Raw genomic sequence first — 18,946 nt, 5'->3', positions numbered from 1 at the left:
AAGCAAGCAAGCAGATGAGGGGGCCGGGGCCGAGGGCCGGGGCCCGGTCACACGCCCCGGCCCCCGGCCCCCGGCCCCCAACAACCCCCGCCCACCACGCGGTCACCCCGTCACAGCAGCGCGTTGAACACGTTCCAGCCGGCGCCGACCTTCACCATCGGCCTGAACGGCGCGGCGGGGTTCCCGGTGCCCTCGTAGAAATAGAGCACCCCGCCCTTGTCCCGTGCGACCAGGTCCGCCCGGCCGTCGTCGTTCAGGTCGCCGGTCCCGGACAGGGCGGAGAACATCTGCCAGCCCTTGCCGATCTGGACCCGCGGCTTGAACGGGGCGCCCGCCTTGCCGGTGCCCTCGTAGAAATAGAGCATCCCGGCCGCGGTCCGCGCCACCAGGTCGCCCTTGCCGTCGCCCGTGGCGTCCCCGAGCCCGGTCAGGGCGTCGTACTCCTGCCAGCCCTTGCCGATCTGCACGCGGGGCCTGAACGGGGCCGCCTGGTTGCGCGTGCCCTCGTAGAAATAGAGCATCCCGGCCGCGGTGCGGGCCACCAGGTCGTAGTTGCCGTCCCCGGTCCCGTCACCGATGCCGGCGAGCGCGGAGTACTCGTTCCAGCCGCCGCCGACCTTCATCCGCTCGCCGATGTCGTCCCTGACGATCTCGGTGCCGTACGACCACAGGGTTCCGGCGGCGTCGCGGGCGACGATGCCGTTGCCCTTGTCCTCGGTGCTGAGCGGGCCCAGCTTGGCGAGCGCGGTGTAACCCTGCCAGCCGCCGACCTGCCACGGGTCGGCCTTGAACACCTGCGGCGCCTTGCCCGAGCCCCGGTAGACCCGCATGGTGCCGTCGGCCTCCCGGGCGAGCAGGTTGTAGCGGCTCCGGACGGGGCGCTCGCTCTGCACGGCGAACTGCCCGATCGTCTCCGGGTTCCCCCTGCCGAAGTTGTAGACCTCGTACGTGGCGAGGGCCTCGATCTTCCAGGCGGCCAGCCCGGCGGGGGCCTTGAGGGTGTACGTGAGCGTGTAGTCGCCCGGCTTGTCGACCTCGCAGGTGATCCCACCGCCGTCGGCCAGCGAACCGGTGCTGTGGTCACAGGTGGCTCCCGCGGTGACCGCGGTGGAGGTGATCTCCGGCGCCGGCTCCTCCCAGTCCCAGGGCCGCTGCCCGCCCGCGGCCTGGAACTGGATGCTCAGCGGCGCCCTGTCCACCGCGTGCAGGGCGAGGGTCTGGGTGACGGTGCCGCCGGACGGCAGGTCCGGGGCGGTGAACCTCATGGTGTTCTGCCCGACGTGCTCCGCCGACTTCACCGTCACCGTGCGCACGGCGTGCGTGCCGTCGACCGGCTTGGTCGCCGCGACCTGGGCGTCCTTGATCCCGGCCTCGACGCTCGCCCCGCGCGGCACGTACACCAGGCTGTAGTGCAGCTTGGTGTCGTGCGCGGCGTTCTGCGCGGCGTGCACGCGCGGGTACGGGTTGCCGTGGTCGCCGTCGACCGGACAGAGGTAGACGCCCTTGAGCGTGCCGGAGGCGTCGCACTCCTCGTCGACCTCGGCCGTGAGCCCGGCCGGGAGGCCGCCCCCCGCCCAGGCCGGGTCGTCGAGCGGCTTGCTGCTCAGGGCGTAGACGAACGTCCCGTCCGGAATTCCCTGGCTGGACCCGATCCCGAGCTCCGCCCAGCCGTCCCCCGGCTGCACGTTGATCTCCGGCCGGAAGAAGTCGAACGAGTACTCCTCGGCGGCAGCCGCAGGCCCGGCCAGCGACATCCCCGCGGTGGCGAGCAGCGCCACCGTCCCCCCGACAGCGACAAGTCTTCGCATGCGTTGTTCCTGGTGGTGAGTGGGCGGCATCGTGCTGCCGCGGCAACGCCAGGTGTCCCCCCATGGCGTGAGCGGAACGTACAGCACAGGGCCCCGGGCAGCTCACCCGGGGCCCTGCGCCCACTCGCTCGAAGAGCCCCCTATCGGATTCGAACCGATGACCTACGCATTACAAGTGCGTTGCTCTGGCCAGCTGAGCTAAGGAGGCGTGCGTCGAAGAGTCTAACCGGACCGCCCGCCCCCACCGCCAGCGCAATTCGCGTTGCGGGACTACTGACAGAACCGTGATCCCCGGGTAGCGTCACGGAACAGTCCGCCCACTGGACCAGACCATTCTTCCTTCCACTCGGATCGTCCGGCACGTTCCTGCCGGTAGAAGGGCAAGATCACCATGGCTACAGTCACGTTCGACAAGGCGACCCGGATCTACCCGGGCTCCACCAAGCCCGCCGTCGACCAGCTGGAGATCGGCATAGAGGACGGCGAGTTCCTCGTCCTCGTCGGTCCCTCCGGTTGCGGCAAGTCGACCTCCCTGCGCATGCTCGCGGGTCTTGAGGACGTCAACGGCGGCGCGATCCGCATCGGTGACCGCGACGTCACGCACCTGCCGCCGAAGGACCGGGACATCGCCATGGTGTTCCAGAACTACGCGCTCTACCCGCACATGTCCGTCGCCGACAACATGGGCTTCGCCCTGAAGATCGCCGGCGTGAACAAGGCGGAGATCCGCAAGAAGGTCGAGGAGGCCGCGAAGATCCTCGACCTCACCGAGTACCTGGACCGCAAGCCCAAGGCGCTCTCCGGCGGTCAGCGCCAGCGTGTCGCGATGGGCCGCGCGATCGTGCGTGAGCCGCAGGTCTTCCTCATGGACGAGCCGCTGTCGAACCTCGACGCCAAGCTCCGTGTGTCGACCCGTACGCAGATCGCCTCGCTCCAGCGCCGCCTGGGCATCACCACGGTCTACGTCACCCACGACCAGGTCGAGGCCATGACCATGGGCGACCGGGTCGCGGTCCTCAAGGACGGTCTGCTCCAGCAGGTGGACAGCCCCCGCAACATGTACGACCGCCCCGCCAACCTCTTCGTCGCCGGCTTCATCGGCTCCCCCGCCATGAACCTGGTCGAGGTGCCGATCACCGACGGCGGCGTGAAGTTCGGCAACAGCGTCGTCCCGGTCAGCCGGGAGGCCCTGTCCGCCGCCGCCGACAAGGGCGACACCACCGTCACCGTCGGCGTCCGCCCCGAGCACTTCGACATCGTCGAGCTCGGCGGCGGCGACGCCGCCAGGTCCCTGTCGAAGGACACCAGCGACGCCCCGGCCGGTCTGGCCGTCTCCGTCAACGTCGTCGAGGAGCTCGGCGCCGACGGTTACGTCTACGGCAGCGCCGAGGTCGGCGGCGAGCACAAGGACCTGGTGGTCCGCGTCAACGGCCGCGCCGTGCCGGACAAGGGCACCGAGCTGCACGTCGTCCCGCGTCCGGGCGAGATGCACGTCTTCTCCACGAAGACGGGCGAGCGTCTCAGCGACTGAGGCCACCGCGGCTACCGCGGCCCTTGAGGCTGCCGTGGCCGCTGTGGTTGCCTGACAACCCGCTGAAAGGCTGGTTGCCTGACAACCTGCTGAAAGGGCCCCGCACTTCGGTGCGGGGCCCTTTCATGTTTAGGTACGACTGTCGACAAATACCCCGGCACACTGGGCATTTCGATACCCGTACGTCAACCCCTCATTCGAAAAGGAGCATCGAACCGTCCCCCATGAGGGTGACTGAATGTCGCCAAATCGTCACCGGCCGCTACGCTCACTCGCGTGACTCACACAGCCCGCCGCATCGGCCGAACTCTCGCCCTCGTACTGCCCGTCGTCCTGGTGCTCTCCGGGACCCTCGCCGTCACCCGCGTCCCGTGGGTGGCCGGCACTCCGGAGTCCCAGATCCTGACCGCGTCCGCCGAGGACGTCTCCTCCAAGGCCAAGTCCCGTGCTCCCCAGGATATTCTGCGCGACCGGCTGCTGGACGAACTTCAGGCAAAGGACCCCGGAACGGCCCTCACCCACCTCCAGCGTGAGGTCGAGCGCCGTCCGTCACTCGCCAAGCACTGCATGCAGATCGCGCGGGCGCTCGGCCGCGCGGCCGTCACGCACTACGGCCCCACGCGTGCGCAGTCGTACTCGCGGCCCGTCTGCGACACGTCGTTCGCGTCCGGCGTCGCGCACTTCCACGACTGAGCGCCCCGAGCGCGCGACGGACACGACCGAGCAACGCCAGACAGCGCTGACAGCCCTGCCCCTCACCGGCGGCGCGCCCCGCGCCGCATATCGTCCCCCGCATGACCTCCACTCCGACAGCCGCTCCCACGCAGGCCGTCGTCCTGGCCGGCGGCCAGGGCTCGCGACTGCGTCCCTACACCGACGACCGACCCAAGCCGATGGTCGAGATTCCCGGAACCGGGACCCCGATCATCGGCCATCAGCTGTCCTGGCTGGCCGCCGAGGGCGTCACTGACGCGGTCGTCTCCTGCGGCCACCTCGCCGAGGTGCTCCAGGACTGGCTGCACGCCACCGAACTGCCCCTGCGCGTCACGACCGTGGTCGAGACGGAGCCACTGGGCCGCGGCGGCGGCCTCAAGTTCGCCGCCCAGCACCTGCCGCACCCCGAACAGCCCTGGTACGCCACCAACGGCGACATCTGGACCCGGTTCTCGCTGCGCGAGATGGCCGCCTTCCACGCCGAACGCGACGCGACCGCCACCCTCGCGCTGGCCCGCCCCCGCATCCCGTGGGGCGCCGTCGAGACGGACACCTTCGGCAACGTCACCGACTTCATCGAGTCCCCGCCGTCCCCGTACCTCATCAACGCGGGCGTGTACGTCTTCTCCGCCGCCTTCACGGCGCTGCTGCCCGATCTGGGCGACCACGAGCGCACCACCTTCCCCCGCCTCGCCCGCTCCCGCAGCCTGGCCGGCTACCCCCTTCCGCAGGGCGCGTACTGGCGGGCCATCGACACCGCCAAGGACCTCACCGAGGCCGCCAAGGAACTCGCCGCACAGGGGCGTTGAGACGCCGGAAGGGCCCGGCACCGATGACACGGTGCCGGGCCCTCCAGGTTCCCCTCGCGGGTCCTCTCGCGGGTCCTCTCGCAGGTCCCCTCGCCGTGGCCGAGCAGCTTCCCTCGTGCTAGCCGAGCAGTCCGCCGATGACCCGTTCGCTGCCGCCGCCGGAGCTGGCGGCGCCGCCCGAGTCGCCGCCGCCGCCCGAACCGGAGCTGGAGCCGCCGGACCCGGAGCCCGGGCCGGGACCGGGGCCCGGTTCCGAACCGCCGGTGCTGCTCGTGCCGTTGCCGCCGATCGCGCCGCCGGTCGAGGTCGGTCCCGCGGTGGCCGTCGGGCCCGCCCCGGTCTCGGCGGGGCCGGTCTCCCTGGTGGGGGTGCGGCCGGTGGTGCCCCGGGGCCGGCTGGGGCCCGTGGTGGCGTTGGAGGTGGCCGTGGAGCGTGGGCTGCCGGAGGGCCTGGGCTGCACCGAAGGAGCCGTGGAGCCGCTTGCCGAGGGCCTCGGCGCCCGGCGCTCGGGGTCCTGCGTGGCCCGCTTGGTGCCGGTCTCCCTGGGCAGCGGCTGGCCCGGCAGGTGGTTGACCGGGTCGTCGTCGGGTCCCGGCACGACGACCTCGGCCGAGCGCACCGCCCCGCCGAGCACCGAACCGACCAGCAGCGTCAACCCGACGACCAGGGTGACCATCAGGAAACCGCGCCGCAGCACCCGCCGCCGCAGTTCCCACACCTCGCTGCGCGGACCCAGCGTGCGCCAGGCCTCGCCGGCCAGCCGGGAGTCCATCGAGTAGACAGGGGCGCCCGCGATGATCAGCGGTGACCAGGCGGCCAGATAGATGATGTCCGGCGCGTCGTACGCGGGCACGCTCTTCCAGCTGACGGTCAGCAGCAGCGCCGCCGACAGCAGCGTCCCGAGGACGCCCGCGACCCGCTGCCACAGCCCCAGGACCGTCAGCACACCGACGATGACCTGGAGGAAGGCCACACTGAGCCCGGCACCGACCGGGTGCGCGAGCCCGAAGTCCCGCAGCGGCTCGGCCAGCCCCCACGGGTGCAGCGAGTTGAGCCACTTGACCATGGAGCCGCGTTCGCCGCCGTCGAAGAAGACGGGGTCGCAGAGCTTGCCCATGCCCGCGTAGATGGAGATGAAGCCGAGGAACACCCGGAGCGGCAGCAGCACCACTCCGAGGTTCATCCGCCGGTCGGGGTAGAAGGTCTGCCGGCCACGACCGTCGGCCCTCCCCCGCCCGGTCTCCTGCTCCTCCGTCAGTTCCTCGTCGTCGTAATGCTGTTCATCCGTCTCGTACGTGTCGTACGCGCCCTCGGCCTGCCGCATCCTGGGCAGCATCCGGGTGTGCGGTCCGCCGTCCTGCCCGTCGCCGACCACCGGGTTCTGCACGGTGTCGTCGGGGGCGGGCCCCGTGCTCCCGACCCGCGGGATGAGCTGCGTCGCCCCCGCGTCGATTCCGTCGAGGCGGGGTGCGGTGGCGGTCGAGTTGCGTACGGCCTGCAGGAGTCCGCCGGCACCGGGATCGCCCGGCGCGGACTTCCCCGACCACACGACGGGCGCCCTGCGGCGTCCGGCGGCGGCTCCGGCCGCCGCTCCTGCCACCGCCCCCGCCCCGCTCAGAGCCGGAATCATCGCCGTCCGGTCCAGGGCACCCCGCACCGCGGCGGGGCGCGCGCTCTTACTCGGGGCGAGCTGCACGCGGAAGCTGGCGTGGTTGACGATGACCTGCGCCGGGTCGCAGGGCACCTTGACCATGCTCAGTGCGGGCTGATCGTCGAACCCGGGTGTTCTGGTGTCCACACTCATCTAACCGAGTGATGTGTGTTTAGGACACTGCCTTGACGGTGCCGATCTGTCCGAGACCCGTCAAATCCGGACGTACCGGGGGCCGGGGCGGCGGTCGTCGCACCGGACGTCGCAGGTCAACGCAGGTGGACGCGAACGGGCCCCGGAGGAATCCGGGGCCCGTCGCGCAGAAACGTCACTACTTCCGACGACGCGCCGTCTCGTAGAGGACGATTCCGGCGGCGACGCCCGCGTTCAGCGACTCCGCGCCACCGGGCATCGAGATACGGACCCGGTAGTCGCAGGTCTCGCCGACCAGGCGGCCCAGACCCTTGCCCTCGCCGCCGATGACGATGACGACGGGCCCGCCGAGCTGCTCCAGGTCCTCGACCTTGTGCTCGCCGTCGGCGGCCAGACCGACGACCGTGACACCGGCCTTCTTGTACTCCTCCAGCGCGCGCGTCAGGTTGGTGACGCGCGAGACAGGCGTGCGGGCCGCCGTACCCGCCGAGGACTTCCACGCACCGGCGGTCATGCCGGCCGCGCGCCGCTCGGGCACGACCACGCCGTGGCCGCCGAACGCGTTCACCGAGCGGATGATGGCGCCCAGGTTGCGCGGGTCGGTCACACCGTCGAGCGCGACGATCATCGGCGTCTCGTGGTTGTCGTACGCGGCGCTGAGCAGGTCCTCCGGGTGCGCGTACTCGTACGGCGGGACCTGGAGGACGACGCCCTGGTGGTTCAGGCCGCCGGTCAGCCGGTCCAGCTCGGGGCGCGGGGCCTCCATCAGGTTGATCTTGCCGCGCTCACCGGCGAGCTGGAGGATCTCGCGGACCCTCTCGTCGTTGTCGATGAACTGCTGCACGTAGAGGGTGATGGCGGGGACGCCGTCGCGCAGGGCCTCGTAGACCGGGTTGCGGCCGACGACCATCTCGGAGGTGCCCTTGACGCCGCCGCGGCGCGGCGCGGGGCGGCGCGTCTGGGCGTGCTTGGCCTTGGCGGTGGCGAGGCGGTTCGCCTTGTGCTTCTTGCGCTCGGCGGCGGGCGGGGTCGGGCCCCTGCCCTCCAGACCCTTGCGCCGCTGGCCGCCGCTGCCGACCTGCATGCCCTTCTTGTTGGACGTGCGTCGGTTCCTGCGTTGGCTGTTGCCGGCCATGACTACCTGTTTCCTTGTGGATCCGGCGATCCACATGGTGATGCAGATCGACTGTCGTGACGTAAATGAAGTGTGCCGCCCGGGGCTCCGGGCGGCACATCGGGAGGCCTGCCTCGGCCCGGTCCGGCAAGCCCCTACCGGGGCCCGAGCGTCCACCTCGGTCCGGACGGGCTGTCCTCGATGACGAGACCGGACTGCTGGAGCTGGTCACGGATGGCGTCGGCCGCCGCCCAGTCCTTGCGCTCGCGCGCGGACTGACGCTGGTCGAGTACGAGCCGTACGAGCGTGTCGACGACCCCGTGCAGGTCCTCACCGCGGTCGGACTCACCGGCCCAGTGCGGGTCCAGCGGGTCGAGACCCAGTACCCCGAGCATCGCACGGACCTCGGCGAGGCGGGCAATCGCGGCTTCCTTGTCGTCGGCGGCGAGCGCCGAGTTCCCCTGCCGCACCGTGGTGTGGATGATCGCGAGGGCCTGCGGCACCCCGAGGTCGTCGTCCATGGCGTCGGCGAACGCGGGCGGCACCTCGGCGGCGGGCTCGACGACGCCCCCGGCCTTCTCGACCACCCGCTGGACGAAGCCCTCGATGCGCGCGAAGGCGGACTCCGCCTCGCGCAGGGCCTCCTCGCTGTACTCGATGGCGGAGCGGTAGTGCGGGGTGCCGAGGTAGTAGCGCAGCACGATCGGGCGCCAGGTCTTGAGCATCTCGCTGACCAGGACCGAGTTCCCGAGGGACTTGGCCATCTTCTCGCCGGCCATCGTCACCCAGTGGTTGTGCACCCAGAAGCTGGCGAAGTCGTCACCGAAGGCCTTGGCCTGCGCGATCTCGTTCTCGTGGTGCGGGAAGATCAGGTCGATCCCGCCGCCGTGGATGTCGAAGGCCTCGCCGAGGTACTTGTGCGCCATCGCCGAGCACTCCAGGTGCCAGCCGGGCCGGCCGCGGCCCCACGGCGACTCCCAGCTGGGCTCGCCGGGCTTGACGGCCTTCCACATGGCGAAGTCGCGGGGGTCGCGCTTGCCGGTGATGCCTTCCTCGGCGGGCTGGCGCAGGCCGTCCAGCTCCTGGTTGGAGAGCTGGAGGTAGCCGTCGTAGGAGCGCACGTCGAAGTAGACGCTGCCGTCGGCCTCGTACGCGTGACCGCGCTCGATGAGGCCCTGCATCATCTCGACCATCTCGGTGATGTGGCCGGTGGCGCGGGGCTCGTAGGTGGGCGGCAGGCAACCGAGGGCGGTGTAGCCGTCGTTGAAGATCCGCTCGTTCTCGTACCCGATGGCCCACCACGGGCGGCCCTGTTCGGCGGACTTCACGATGATCTTGTCGTCGATGTCGGTGACGTTGCGGATGAAGGTCACGTCGTAGCCGCGGTGGGTGAACCACCGCTGCATGATGTCGAAGTTGAGGCCCGACCTGATGTGCCCGATGTGCGGGGCCGCCTGGACGGTAGCGCCACACAGGTAGATCGAGACACAGCCCGGGACGAGCGGGGTGAAGTCACGCGTCTGCCGGGCGCTGGTGTCGTACAGGCGAATAGTCACCTCTCAAGGGTATCGAGTAATTCCTGTGGTACGGGCCGTACCCCGCACCGGGACGGGGCGTCCCGGTGCGGGTCGCGCTCAGATGCTGCCGACGACCTTCCGGGCCCTGACCCGGACGACAACGCGGGGTCCGTCGTTCACGGAGGACGGGTTGAACTCGGCGTACTTCTTGCCGGTGTACTTGACGGCCAGCTCGTCGATGAGCTCCTGGCCGCCCTCCTGCGTCAGCTCGGCGGTGCCGCGGATCTCGGCGTACGAGTAGGGGTCGTCGAAGGGCTGCACGAGGACGGTGACGCGGGGGTCACGGCGCAGGTTCTTCTCCTTGCGCCTGCCGACCGTCGTGGAGAACAGCACGTCGTCGCCGTCGTGCTTGACCCAGACCGGGGACACCTGGGGGCTGCCGTCGGGCTGGATCGTGGCCACGTTGATGAAGACGGGGGTGTCGAGGAGTGCCTTGAGCTGGTCGCTGAGTGCGGCGGTCACGGGGCCGGTCCTTCCGGGGGTACGAGCGGATGGTGGTTACTACGTCTACCCCGCCTCCCGCCCGCCAAGGCGCAGGCAACGCGCGAGAAGTGCGCCGGCGAGCGGAACGGCCGCCAGAACACCCCACAGGAGTACGCCCCCGGAGGCGAGCAGCGTGCCGGTCGCGGAGCTTCCGACGAGCACCACCAGCCCCGAGACGGACGACAGCGCGCCCATCGCGAGGCCCAGGTGCCGGTCGTCGACGAGGTCGGGCACCAGGGCGCGGGCGGCGGGCACCAGCAGCATCTGCCCGAGGGTGATCGCGACGACGAGGAACGCCCCCGGCAGCAGCCCGGCGATCCCCTCCGGCCGCACCGGCACCGACACCGCGACCCCCACGAAGCCCAGCGCCACCACCAGCAACCCCGCGACGAGCGCGGTCCGCAGCCCCAGCCGACGGCCGGCCCACCGGGTGACGGGCAGCTGCACGCACACCACGAGCAGCGAGGACAGCGCGAACAGCCAGCCGAGCGCGGCCTGCGAGCCGGTGGCCCGCTCCACCTCGGCGGGCAGCGAGAGGTACAGCTGGTTGTACGAGACGAGGTAGCAGCTGTACGCCAGACACACCACCACGAACCCCGGGCTGCGCAGCAGCGCCCGCACCCCGCCGCGCCGGTGCTCACGGCTGTGCGGGGCCGCGCGGGCGGGCATCAGCCGCCAGTGCCCGGCCAGTACCGCCACGAACACCACCGCCCCCGCGAGGCAGGCGGCCCTGAACCCGCTGAACAGCAGCAGCGACCCGAGGAGCGGTCCGACGAACGCCCCCGCCTGCCCGGCCGCCGAGAACACCGCGAGCACCTGCGCCCGGGGCGTCCCGCTCGCCGCCTCGAACCGCACGGCCTCGCGCGCGGTCTCCGACTCGACGGCGGGCGAGAAGAGCGCGGCGGCGAACCCGATCAGCAGCACGGCGCCGACGACGGCGCCCGCGGACTCCGCGAACGCCAGCCACCCGAACCCCCCGATCCGCAGCACACAGCCCGCCAGCACCACGGGCCTGGGCCCGAACCGGTCGGTGAGCGCACCACCCACCACGAACAGCCCCTGCTGGCTGAACGTCCGCAACCCCAGCACCAGCCCGACCACCCAGCCGGCCATCCCGAGAGCACCGCCGAGGTGCTGCGCCAGATACGGCAGCACGGCGAAGAAGCCGACGTTGAAGGCGAGCTGGGTGCCGATGAGCAGCCGGAGGTACGACGGCAGACCCCGGATCTCGGCGACGGCACGGAGGCGGGAGGTACCGACATCCGCCTTGTGGGGGCGGCACTGAGGAACCGTCGGGTCCACCTCGGGACGGTCCTGGCGGGAGGGAGGCGTGCCGGGTTGTGGTGCGCCACTCATGCCCGTACCTCTGCCGGCTCCTCGTGCGGTGCCGGGATGGGCGCCGGTCGGTCCACAGGTGTGGATGTCCCGTCGCTCCGCCGACGGCCCGGGGTTCGTGCGCCCGCGACCGTTCCCCACAGCACGGCCAGCACGCCCAGTACCACCAGGGCTCCCGCGGGTGCCAGTACCGACCAGGGGGCCCGTTCCGCGTACGGCATGTTCTCCGCGAGCATCCGGCCCCACTCGGGGGCCGGCGGGGCCGCGCCCAGGCCGAGGAAGCCGAGGGAGGCCAGGGCGAGTGCGACGGCGGGGATGCGCAGCACCGCGTGCCGCAGTACCGGCGGGAGCACGCCGGGGGCCACGTGTCTGCGCAGGATCCAGCGGCCTCCCGCGCCCAGCGACTCGGCCGCCGCGACGTGCGGGGCCGCGCGCTCCTGGACGTACAGCGCCTGGGTGTGCGCGGCGAGCGGGGCCCAGGCGACCATCGCGACGGCCAGCGCCGCGGCTCCCGCGCCGGGACCCGCGACCCCCGCGACGAGCAGTCCCGCGACGATCGCCGGCAGCGCGTTGACCATCTCGGTGAAGCCGCCGCCGCGCGTGCCGGCCCGGCCCGAGACCAGTCCCGCCAGCACGCCCACCACCAGCGTCACCGCCGTCACCGCGAGCGCCGTCAGTACCGTCCGGCCCGCGCCGTGCCCGAGTCTGGCCAGCGTGTCGCGGCCCAGCGAGTCGGTGCCCAGCGGATGCGTGCCCGAGGGGCCCGCCAGTCTGGCCGTGACGTCGATCGCGTACGGGTCCCGCAGCAGACCCGCCACCACCACCGCGACGAAGACCACCGTCAGCAGCACGGCCGTCCACCGCACCGCCCGCCCGGCGCCCAGACGCGGCCTGACCAGCGCGGGCAGTGCGCCGTCGCGCAGCGCCGGGCCCGTCAGCAACCGCCCGGCCCCCCGCACCGCGAGCCCCGCCAGCATGCCCAGCACCAGCAGCACCAGCGTCGAGGCCTGCAGCACCGGCAGGTCCTGGGCGAGGGCGGCGGCCAGGGCGGTGCCGCCGAGGCCCGGGACGGCGAACAGGGTCTCGACCGCGACCGCGCCACCGGTCAGCCCGACCACCACGAAGCCGAACTGCGGGAGCACCGCGGGCAGGGTCCGCCGCAGGGCGTGCAGCGCCACCCGGCGCCCCGGTATCCCGCCCGCGACGGCGGCCTTGGCCCAGGGTTCGGCGAAGGCCGCGGGGAGCGCGTCGTCGACCAGCCGCCCGAGCAGCGCCCCGGCCGGCACCCCCATCGCCACGGCGGGCAGCACGACGGCCGGGAAGGTCCCCCACCCGACGGCCGGGAACCATCTCAGCTGGACGGCGAACACCGTGGCGAGCATCGCCGCGACCAGGAATTCGGGCAGTGCGGCGAGCGCGGCACCCGGCACGCCCGCGCGCGTCCGTACGATGCTCCGCCGCGCCCCGAGCCGCAGGGTCCGCAGGCAGAGCAGTGCCGCCAGCACCACGGCCACCAGCAGCGAGCAGCCCATCAGGGTCAGCGAGACGCCGAGTGCGGCGCTCACGTCGGCGACGGGCGCACCCGACACCCACGACGTGCCGAGGTCGCCGCGGGGCAGCCCGGCGAGCCAGCCGCCCAGTACGTGCAGGGGCCCGCCGTCGAGACCGGTCTCGGCGCGGATCGCGGCGAGCGTCGCGGGCGTCGGCGGCCGGTCGGCGTACCGCGCGTGGAGGATCGTCAGGGCCGGGTCGTTCCTGGTCAGCCAGGGCAGCAGCCCGACGACCAGGACCACGGCGAGCAGCGCCGCGGCCCTCCCGGCGAACCCTCGCAGCCTCATCCGATACGGGTGTCGGCGGTGACCAGCGTCCGCTCCATCGGGTCGAGCGAGACGCCTTCGACGCCCTTGCCGACCCCCTGCACGAACCGCTCGTGCACCAGTGGAACCACCGCGTCCGTGCCCAGCACGGCCGCCTCGGCCTTCATCTCGGCCGCCTGCCGGGTGGCGGTGTCGACGGCGGCGACGCTCTTGGCGACCGCCGCGTCGACCTTCTTGTCGCAGAGCTGCGAGATGTTGAAGGAACCCGAGCAGGTGAAGTCGCTGGCCAGGTAGGAGGAGGGGTCCCCGGTGTCGAGCAGGGTGTTGCGCGGCAGGATGAACGCGTCGAACCTGCCGCCCAGCGCGTCCGCCTCCATCTGCGCGTAGTCCCGTACGACCTGACGGACCTTGAACCCGGCCTTCTCCAGCTGCTGCTGGACCGCGGTGGCGACCTCGGGCAGCTCGGGCCGGTTGGTGTAGGTGGCCAGGACGATCTCCCCGGCCCGCGCGACCTTGTCCCTGGGCGCGGCGGCCGCCCTGCCCTCGACCGGCACCCGCTGTCCGGCGGCCCAGGCGACCCCGGGCCCGAAGAGGCCCTGCGCGGGGTCGGCGCGGCCCTCGTAGACACCCTCGACCAGCGCCTTGCTGTCGATGGCCGCCCGTGCGGCGGCACGCGTCGATGCGTCCGCGAAGGCGCCCTTCCTGGTGTTCAGGTACAGGCTGTTGGTCCGCGCGGTGGGCACCTCACGGACCTGGTCCTTGGCGAGGAGGGAGGCCTGGGAGACCGGTACGTACTCGGCGATGTCGGTCTGTCCGGCGCGCAGCGCGTTCGCCCGCGCCTTGCCGTCGGCGACGAACTTGACGTCGACGCCGGGCGCCTTGGCCTTCGTACCCCAGTAGGAATCGTTTCTGCTGAGGGTGGCGCTGACCGCGCCGGTGAGCTTGGAGAGGGTGTACGGGCCGGTGGCGTGCCCGGCGGGGTTCACCTTGCCGCCCGTGTAGGCGCCCGCCGAGAGGATGGCGAGCGAGGGGTTCGCGAGCCGCTGGGGCAGCAGTGGGTCGGCCGTCTTCGTGGTGATCCGTACGGTCTGCGCGCCGGTCGCCGTGGCCTCGATGTCGGTGTCGCTGAGGACGCGCGGCTTGGGCGACGCCTTCTCAGCGGCGCTCAGCGCGCGGACGACGGACGCGGCATCGACGGGCTTGCCGTCCTGGAAGACGGCCTTGCGGAGGGTGAAGGTCCAGTTCTTCTCGCCGTCGGGCTTCCACTCGGTGGCGAGCGAGGGAAGGGCCTCGCCGTTCTTGCCGAGGGAGGTCAGGCCCTCGACGACCGCGAGCCGGCTGAGGGTCACCGCGTCGTCGCCGTACGGGGACATGGCCTGCGCGGGCGGGAAGGCGAGTGCGACCCGCAGCCGGCCGCCCTCGCCCGCGCCCGACGCGCTGCCGGAACCGCCGCCCGCGCAGGCGGTCGCGGTCAGGGCCAGCGCGGCGGCCGTTGCGGCGAGGGGCAGCGCGCGACGCCGCCGGGAGGAGCCGGCTCGACCGGCGGACATGGGACGGCTGGAGGACATGGATCGACCCTACCTGAAAACGATTGTCACCTAGCGACCGGGCCGGCGGCGGGCCCCGCGCCCACCGGCAGCTCGAAGTGGACGATGCCCTGGCCCCCGCCGGGCAGCTCCCGCTCGTCGCAGACCTCGGTCGCGAGTGACCGCCAGAACGGCTCGGCACCCGGCACGGACGGATCGGTGTGGAGGTAGACCGACTCGTACCCGCCGGCCGTGACGACAAAGTCGCACAGTTCGCGCACCAGCGCGCGGGCAAGTCCGTGCCGCCGGTGCTCCGGGCGCACATAGATCCGGCAGAGCTGGGCGGTGCTCCCGGAGGGGAACCGCTCGGCGATCCACCCGGGGTTGGGCGGCGACTGCGGGCCCTGGTCACGGACGGCGCCGGTGGCGACGATCTCGCCGTCCTTCTCGACGACGAGGAGGCTGCGCCGCTCCGGGCGCAGATACGTTCCGTCGAGGTCGATGATGTCCGCGTGCCAGCGGGGCACGTAACCGGACCTCAGGTCGCGGTAGACGGTGTCCAGCATGACGGCCCGCGCCCCGCCGACGTCCTCGGCGGTCGCGGCCCGCAGTACGTAACCCGGGCCGAGGAGGCGGCCGGACTGCCGACCAGGAGTACGAACCTCAGTGGTCACCGTCACCGCTTACCTCCACTTGCGCCACATCCGTGCGACTCAAGCGTACGTGCGACCGGTGCGCAACAACGGAACGGGTGCTTCCGCCCAGGCGGGCCCGCGCCACGGGGGCTGAAGCCCTCGAAGACCAGCTTCACGGAACGAGGGTTTAGGCCCCCGGAACACCGGCCCCACGGCTCGGGGCTGCTTCAGACCCGGTAGACCAGCGCCGTCGCGATCGCCGCCAGTCCCTCGGCCCTGCCGGTGAGACCGAGTCCGTCACTGGTCGTCCCGGACACCGAGACCGGCGCCCCGACGGCCGCGCCGAGCACCTTCTGCGCCTCCTCGCGCCGCTTGCCGACCTTGGGGCGTACACCGACCACCTGCACCGCCACGTTCCCGATCTCGAACCCCGCGGCCCGTACGATCCGGGCCGCCTCGGTCAGCAGCGTCACCCCCGAGGCCCCGGCCCACTCGGGACGTCCGGTGCCGAAGTGCGCGCCCAGGTCGCCGACCCCGGCCGCCGAGAACAGCGCGTCGCACGCCGCATGGGCCACCACGTCCGCGTCGGAGTGCCCGGCGAGCCCGAACTCCTCGTTCTCCCAGTGCAGCCCGGCGCACCACAGTTCCCGCCCGCGCTCGAAGGCGTGGATGTCCGTCCCGATCCCGACCAGCGGAACGAGCGGCCTGCCGCTGTTGTCCTCAGAAGCCATCGTTGGCCCTCCTGCGTGCGAGTACCGCCTCGGCCAGGACCAGGTCCAGCGGCCGGGTCACCTTGAACGCCTCCTCGTGCCCCGGCACGACCACGACCGGCTCGCCCAGCCGCTCGACCATGCCGGCGCAGTCCGTGGCCCCCTCGCCCGCAGCGGGTGCGGCGCGGTGCGCGCGCACCAGGGTGGCCCGGTCGAAGCCCTGCGGGGTCTGCACGGCCCGCAGCAGTGCGCGCTCGGGCGTCGCCACGACCGGCTCCGGCCGTCCGCCCGGCTGCGGCGTGACCTGCTTGACGGTGTCGGCGAGCGGCAGCGCGGGCACCACGGCGGGCGCTCCGGCCCGTACCGCTTCGACCACCGCGTCCACGGTGTCCACCGGGACGAGCGGACGTGCCGCGTCGTGCACCAGTACGACCGTGATGTCGTCCGGCAGCGCTTCGAGCCCGAGCCTCACGGACTCCTGACGGGTCTCGCCGCCGGGCACGACCAGGCAGGCGGTGCGCTCGGGCAGTGCGTGCTCGTACTCGTCGAGCAACGCCTTGACCTCGCCCGCGCCGTCCGCCGGGGCCACCACGACCACCAGCGAGACGGCTCGTGAGGCGGCCATCGCGAGGACGGCGTGGATCAGCATCGGGGTCCCGTTGAGGGACCGCAGCGCCTTGGGGGCGCCCGGCCCGAGCCGTATGCCGCGGCCCGCGGCGGGGATCACCGCGGCGGTACGGCCGGCGGCTCCGTGGGGTGCGTGGATCTCTTCGGCTGCCATCGGCCTCTCCGGAGGTTTGTCGACTCGCCCGACATGGGTATGGCCTCAGCTAGCCGGACGCGACGCCCTGACCGGACCCTTCCGTGACAGTCGGCCGGGGTGGCGCATCGGTACCGGGGGCAGGGCAGCGGCAAGGCCCACCGCACGCGGGGATGATCTTCGAAGTTAAAAAGATGCCGCGGTCTCCGCCGGCCGACTGCGGACACAGTCAGCCGACGGACACCGCGGCATCCAGAAAAACAAATCAGCGCACACGCCGGGTGACCGGCATGTGGAGTTACGACGCGAGTACCTCGTCCAGCAGGGCCTCGGCCTTGTCCTCGTTGGTGTTCTCCGCGAGAGCCAGCTCGCTCACCAGAATCTGGCGCGCCTTCGCGAGCATGCGCTTCTCGCCGGCGGAGAGACCGCGCTCGCGCTCACGACGCCACAGGTCACGCACAACTTCAGCGACCTTGATGACATCGCCAGAGGCGAGCTTCTCCAGATTTGCCTTGTAGCGACGGGACCAGTTCGTCGGCTCTTCTGCATACGGTGCCCGCAGCACCTCGAAGACCCGGTCCAGACCGTCCTGCCCGACCACATCGCGTACGCCGACGAACTCCGCATTGTCCGCCGGGACACGAACCGTCAAGTCGCCCTGGGCGACCTTGAGCACCAAGTAGGTCTTGTCCACGCCTTTGATCTGGCGAGTCTCAATGGCCTCGATCAGCGCGGCCCCGTGATGGGGATAGACCACGGTGTCGCCAACCTTGAACGTCATGTGACAGGTACCCCTTCCGTGGCTATCCAGAGTAACACGGAAACTGCTTGTTCTGAATGGCGTTTCCGCAGGTCAGGGCATATCTCGGGGCTTGACAACTACAACAGGAACGTGCTGCGGCAGCCTTGCGGAAGGCGGTATTCGCAGGTGGGAGCGGCTCTGCGGGCGAAGAGAAACGCGTACGGTACACGCACCAAAGAGCCCCTCGCGAGGGCGAGAAGTACCGATTTGTCGGGTTCCATGAGGTGAACTTCGTCTACTCCGTTCGGCGATCGCTCACCCGTACGGCGGCAATCGCGGCAATCCCCGAATTGATCACCGGTTCACCCGACGGGGGGCGCCGACTTCACCCACGGCGGGGGGGCGACTTCACCCACGGCGGGGGCGGCGACTTCACCCACCGGGGACGGCGACCGGGGCCGCTTGATCAATTCCGCGGTGCGCCCCGCATTCCCCGGGCGATATCCACGGGCCGCGCCGGGCCGAACGTTTCGCGCCATTGAACGCTGTACGAAATCACGCCTTCGTACGCGCCCCACGCCCTCGCCGTCCACGAGCGGGGCGTGAGCGGGGGCGGGTCGGGTGCGGACGCCGGTCGGCGGCTCGGTAACCTAAGCGCGCATTAAGCATGCAGAACGTGCACGCCGTGCAGTCCGCCCGTCCGTAACGTCCTAGGAGTTGCCGCCGCCGTGAGCCGCAGCCTTCGACGCGGCGCTCTCGCCGCTTCCGCCCTCGCGTTCTCGATCGTCTCGCTCGCCGCCTGTGGTGCAGGCAACGACGCCCAGACGCTGGAAGTCAAGCCCGACAACGCTGCGATCTCCGTCGACAACGGCGAGATCAAGATCCAGAACGCGACGGTGATCACCCAGCCGCGGGAGAAGGCCAAGGGCAACGCGGTGGGCACCGGTCCCGCGGTCGTCGCCGCGACGGTCTTCAACAACGGTGGCAAGCCGCAGACCATCGACGCCATCAAGCTGGGCGGCAGCAGCGCCCAGGTGAAGCTCACCCCGGCCAAGGGTGCGACCGGCGGCGCGGCGGGCAAGATCACCGTGCCGGCCGGCGGCTCCGTCGTCATCGGCGGCAAGGACAACGCGTCCGCGGTCGTCGAGAACGGCCGCGAGGCGGCGCAGAACGGCAACGCCCAGCCGGTCACCTTCAGCTTCAGCCAGACCGGCAACGTGACGCTGCGCGCGTTCGTCGTCCCGGCCACCGGGCACTTCGAGGGCTTCGGCCCGGAGAAGGTCCCGACCACCCCGTCGGGCGCGCCGTCCGCCTCCGCGACGGGCAGCCCGACCGGCACGCCGACGGGCACCCCCACCGGCCCGGCCCCCTCGGGCACCCCCGGTACCCCGCTCGGCGGCGCGTCGCCGGGCACGACCGCGCAGACGGGCCACTGAGACACCGGACGCACGAGTGGGGCCCCCCCCGCAAACCGCGGGGGGCCCCCCCGGGGGGGGGGGGGGGGGGGTTAGGGGGGCACATGTGGCCCCCGGCCCGCCCCCCGGCCCCGGAGCGGGGGGGGCCCCGGGGCGGGGCGCGCTG

The 18,946-nt window shown here is 71.9% G+C and carries 16 protein-coding genes and 1 tRNA gene; 4 read left to right on the top strand and 13 right to left on the bottom strand.

Translation table 11 applies throughout. From position 1 onward, the window contains the following. Positions 1-110 precede the first annotated feature (110 nt). Positions 111-1,808: an FG-GAP repeat domain-containing protein gene (locus ACIQM4_RS13650; protein WP_401590481.1), complete on the bottom strand. Its 1,698-nt coding sequence runs from the start codon at positions 1,806-1,808 to the stop codon at positions 111-113. Between the two features lie 134 nt (positions 1,809-1,942). Next, a tRNA-Thr gene (locus ACIQM4_RS13645) sits at positions 1,943-2,016 on the bottom strand. Between the two features lie 183 nt (positions 2,017-2,199). Here ACIQM4_RS13645 and ACIQM4_RS13640 point away from each other — a divergent pair. The 3 genes from ACIQM4_RS13640 to ACIQM4_RS13630 all read left to right on the top strand — a co-directional run bounded on the left by ACIQM4_RS13640 (position 2,200) and on the right by ACIQM4_RS13630 (position 4,862). Next, positions 2,200-3,339, top strand: coding sequence for an ABC transporter ATP-binding protein (locus tag ACIQM4_RS13640; protein ID WP_401590478.1), 1,140 nt, complete (start codon positions 2,200-2,202; stop codon positions 3,337-3,339). A 276-nt stretch (positions 3,340-3,615) separates the two neighbouring features. Further along, positions 3,616-4,032 carry a hypothetical protein gene (locus ACIQM4_RS13635; RefSeq protein ID WP_401590475.1) on the top strand — a complete coding sequence of 139 codons (417 nt, stop codon included), beginning with the start codon at positions 3,616-3,618 and terminating at the stop codon, positions 4,030-4,032. 101 nt (positions 4,033-4,133) lie between these two features. Next, entirely contained in the window at positions 4,134-4,862 is a 729-nt protein-coding gene (locus tag ACIQM4_RS13630; RefSeq protein ID WP_401590472.1) for an NDP-sugar synthase, read from the top strand. A 118-nt stretch (positions 4,863-4,980) separates the two neighbouring features. Here ACIQM4_RS13630 and ACIQM4_RS13625 read toward each other — a convergent pair whose 3' ends face one another. From ACIQM4_RS13625 to ACIQM4_RS13575, 11 genes are all read right to left on the bottom strand, one after another. Beyond that, positions 4,981-6,666 carry a DoxX family membrane protein gene (locus ACIQM4_RS13625; RefSeq protein WP_401590469.1) on the bottom strand — a complete coding sequence of 562 codons (1,686 nt, stop codon included), beginning with the start codon at positions 6,664-6,666 and terminating at the stop codon, positions 4,981-4,983. A gap of 178 nt (positions 6,667-6,844) precedes the next feature. Then, the gene (rlmB, locus tag ACIQM4_RS13620; RefSeq protein WP_401590466.1) at positions 6,845-7,801 is read right to left on the bottom strand and encodes a 23S rRNA (guanosine(2251)-2'-O)-methyltransferase RlmB; all 957 of its coding nucleotides are present in this window, start codon (positions 7,799-7,801) and stop codon (positions 6,845-6,847) included. Between the two features lie 134 nt (positions 7,802-7,935). Then, positions 7,936-9,336, bottom strand: coding sequence for a cysteine--tRNA ligase (cysS, locus tag ACIQM4_RS13615; protein ID WP_401590463.1), 1,401 nt, complete (start codon positions 9,334-9,336; stop codon positions 7,936-7,938). 78 nt (positions 9,337-9,414) lie between these two features. After that, entirely contained in the window at positions 9,415-9,819 is a 405-nt protein-coding gene (locus ACIQM4_RS13610) for a PPOX class F420-dependent oxidoreductase (RefSeq protein ID WP_401590460.1), read from the bottom strand. A 45-nt stretch (positions 9,820-9,864) separates the two neighbouring features. Continuing rightward, complete coding sequence (locus ACIQM4_RS13605) at positions 9,865-11,196, bottom strand: MDR family MFS transporter (protein ID WP_401590457.1); 1,332 nt, start codon at positions 11,194-11,196, stop codon at positions 9,865-9,867. Continuing rightward, complete coding sequence (locus ACIQM4_RS13600; protein WP_401591394.1) at positions 11,193-13,007, bottom strand: ABC transporter permease subunit; 1,815 nt, start codon at positions 13,005-13,007, stop codon at positions 11,193-11,195. The genes ACIQM4_RS13605 and ACIQM4_RS13600 overlap by 4 nt, the downstream gene beginning before the upstream one ends. A gap of 2 nt (positions 13,008-13,009) precedes the next feature. After that, entirely contained in the window at positions 13,010-14,560 is a 1,551-nt protein-coding gene (locus ACIQM4_RS13595) for an ABC transporter substrate-binding protein (protein WP_401590454.1), read from the bottom strand. Between the two features lie 26 nt (positions 14,561-14,586). After that, positions 14,587-15,192, bottom strand: coding sequence for a GNAT family N-acetyltransferase (locus ACIQM4_RS13590; protein WP_401590452.1), 606 nt, complete (start codon positions 15,190-15,192; stop codon positions 14,587-14,589). A 188-nt stretch (positions 15,193-15,380) separates the two neighbouring features. Continuing rightward, complete coding sequence (gene ispF / locus ACIQM4_RS13585) at positions 15,381-15,884, bottom strand: 2-C-methyl-D-erythritol 2,4-cyclodiphosphate synthase (RefSeq protein WP_401590449.1); 504 nt, start codon at positions 15,882-15,884, stop codon at positions 15,381-15,383. Beyond that, a complete protein-coding gene (gene ispD, locus ACIQM4_RS13580; RefSeq protein WP_401590446.1) occupies positions 15,874-16,644 on the bottom strand; it encodes a 2-C-methyl-D-erythritol 4-phosphate cytidylyltransferase in 771 nt (256 codons plus the stop codon). Before ispD ends, ispF begins: the two co-directional genes overlap by 11 nt. A gap of 277 nt (positions 16,645-16,921) precedes the next feature. Beyond that, the gene (locus ACIQM4_RS13575; RefSeq protein WP_003953493.1) at positions 16,922-17,404 is read right to left on the bottom strand and encodes a CarD family transcriptional regulator; all 483 of its coding nucleotides are present in this window, start codon (positions 17,402-17,404) and stop codon (positions 16,922-16,924) included. A 689-nt stretch (positions 17,405-18,093) separates the two neighbouring features. On the opposite strand from ACIQM4_RS13575, the gene ACIQM4_RS13570 reads away from it, so the two are divergent. Beyond that, entirely contained in the window at positions 18,094-18,801 is a 708-nt protein-coding gene (locus ACIQM4_RS13570) for a DUF461 domain-containing protein (protein WP_401590444.1), read from the top strand. The last annotated feature ends 145 nt before the right edge of the window (positions 18,802-18,946 follow it).

The organism is Streptomyces sp. NPDC091272 (assembly GCF_044757485.1).
Classification (GTDB): Bacteria; Actinomycetota; Actinomycetes; order Streptomycetales; family Streptomycetaceae; genus Streptomyces.
The sequence above is the reverse complement of the archived record's forward strand: the minus strand, read 5'-3'. Positions and strand labels throughout refer to the sequence as shown.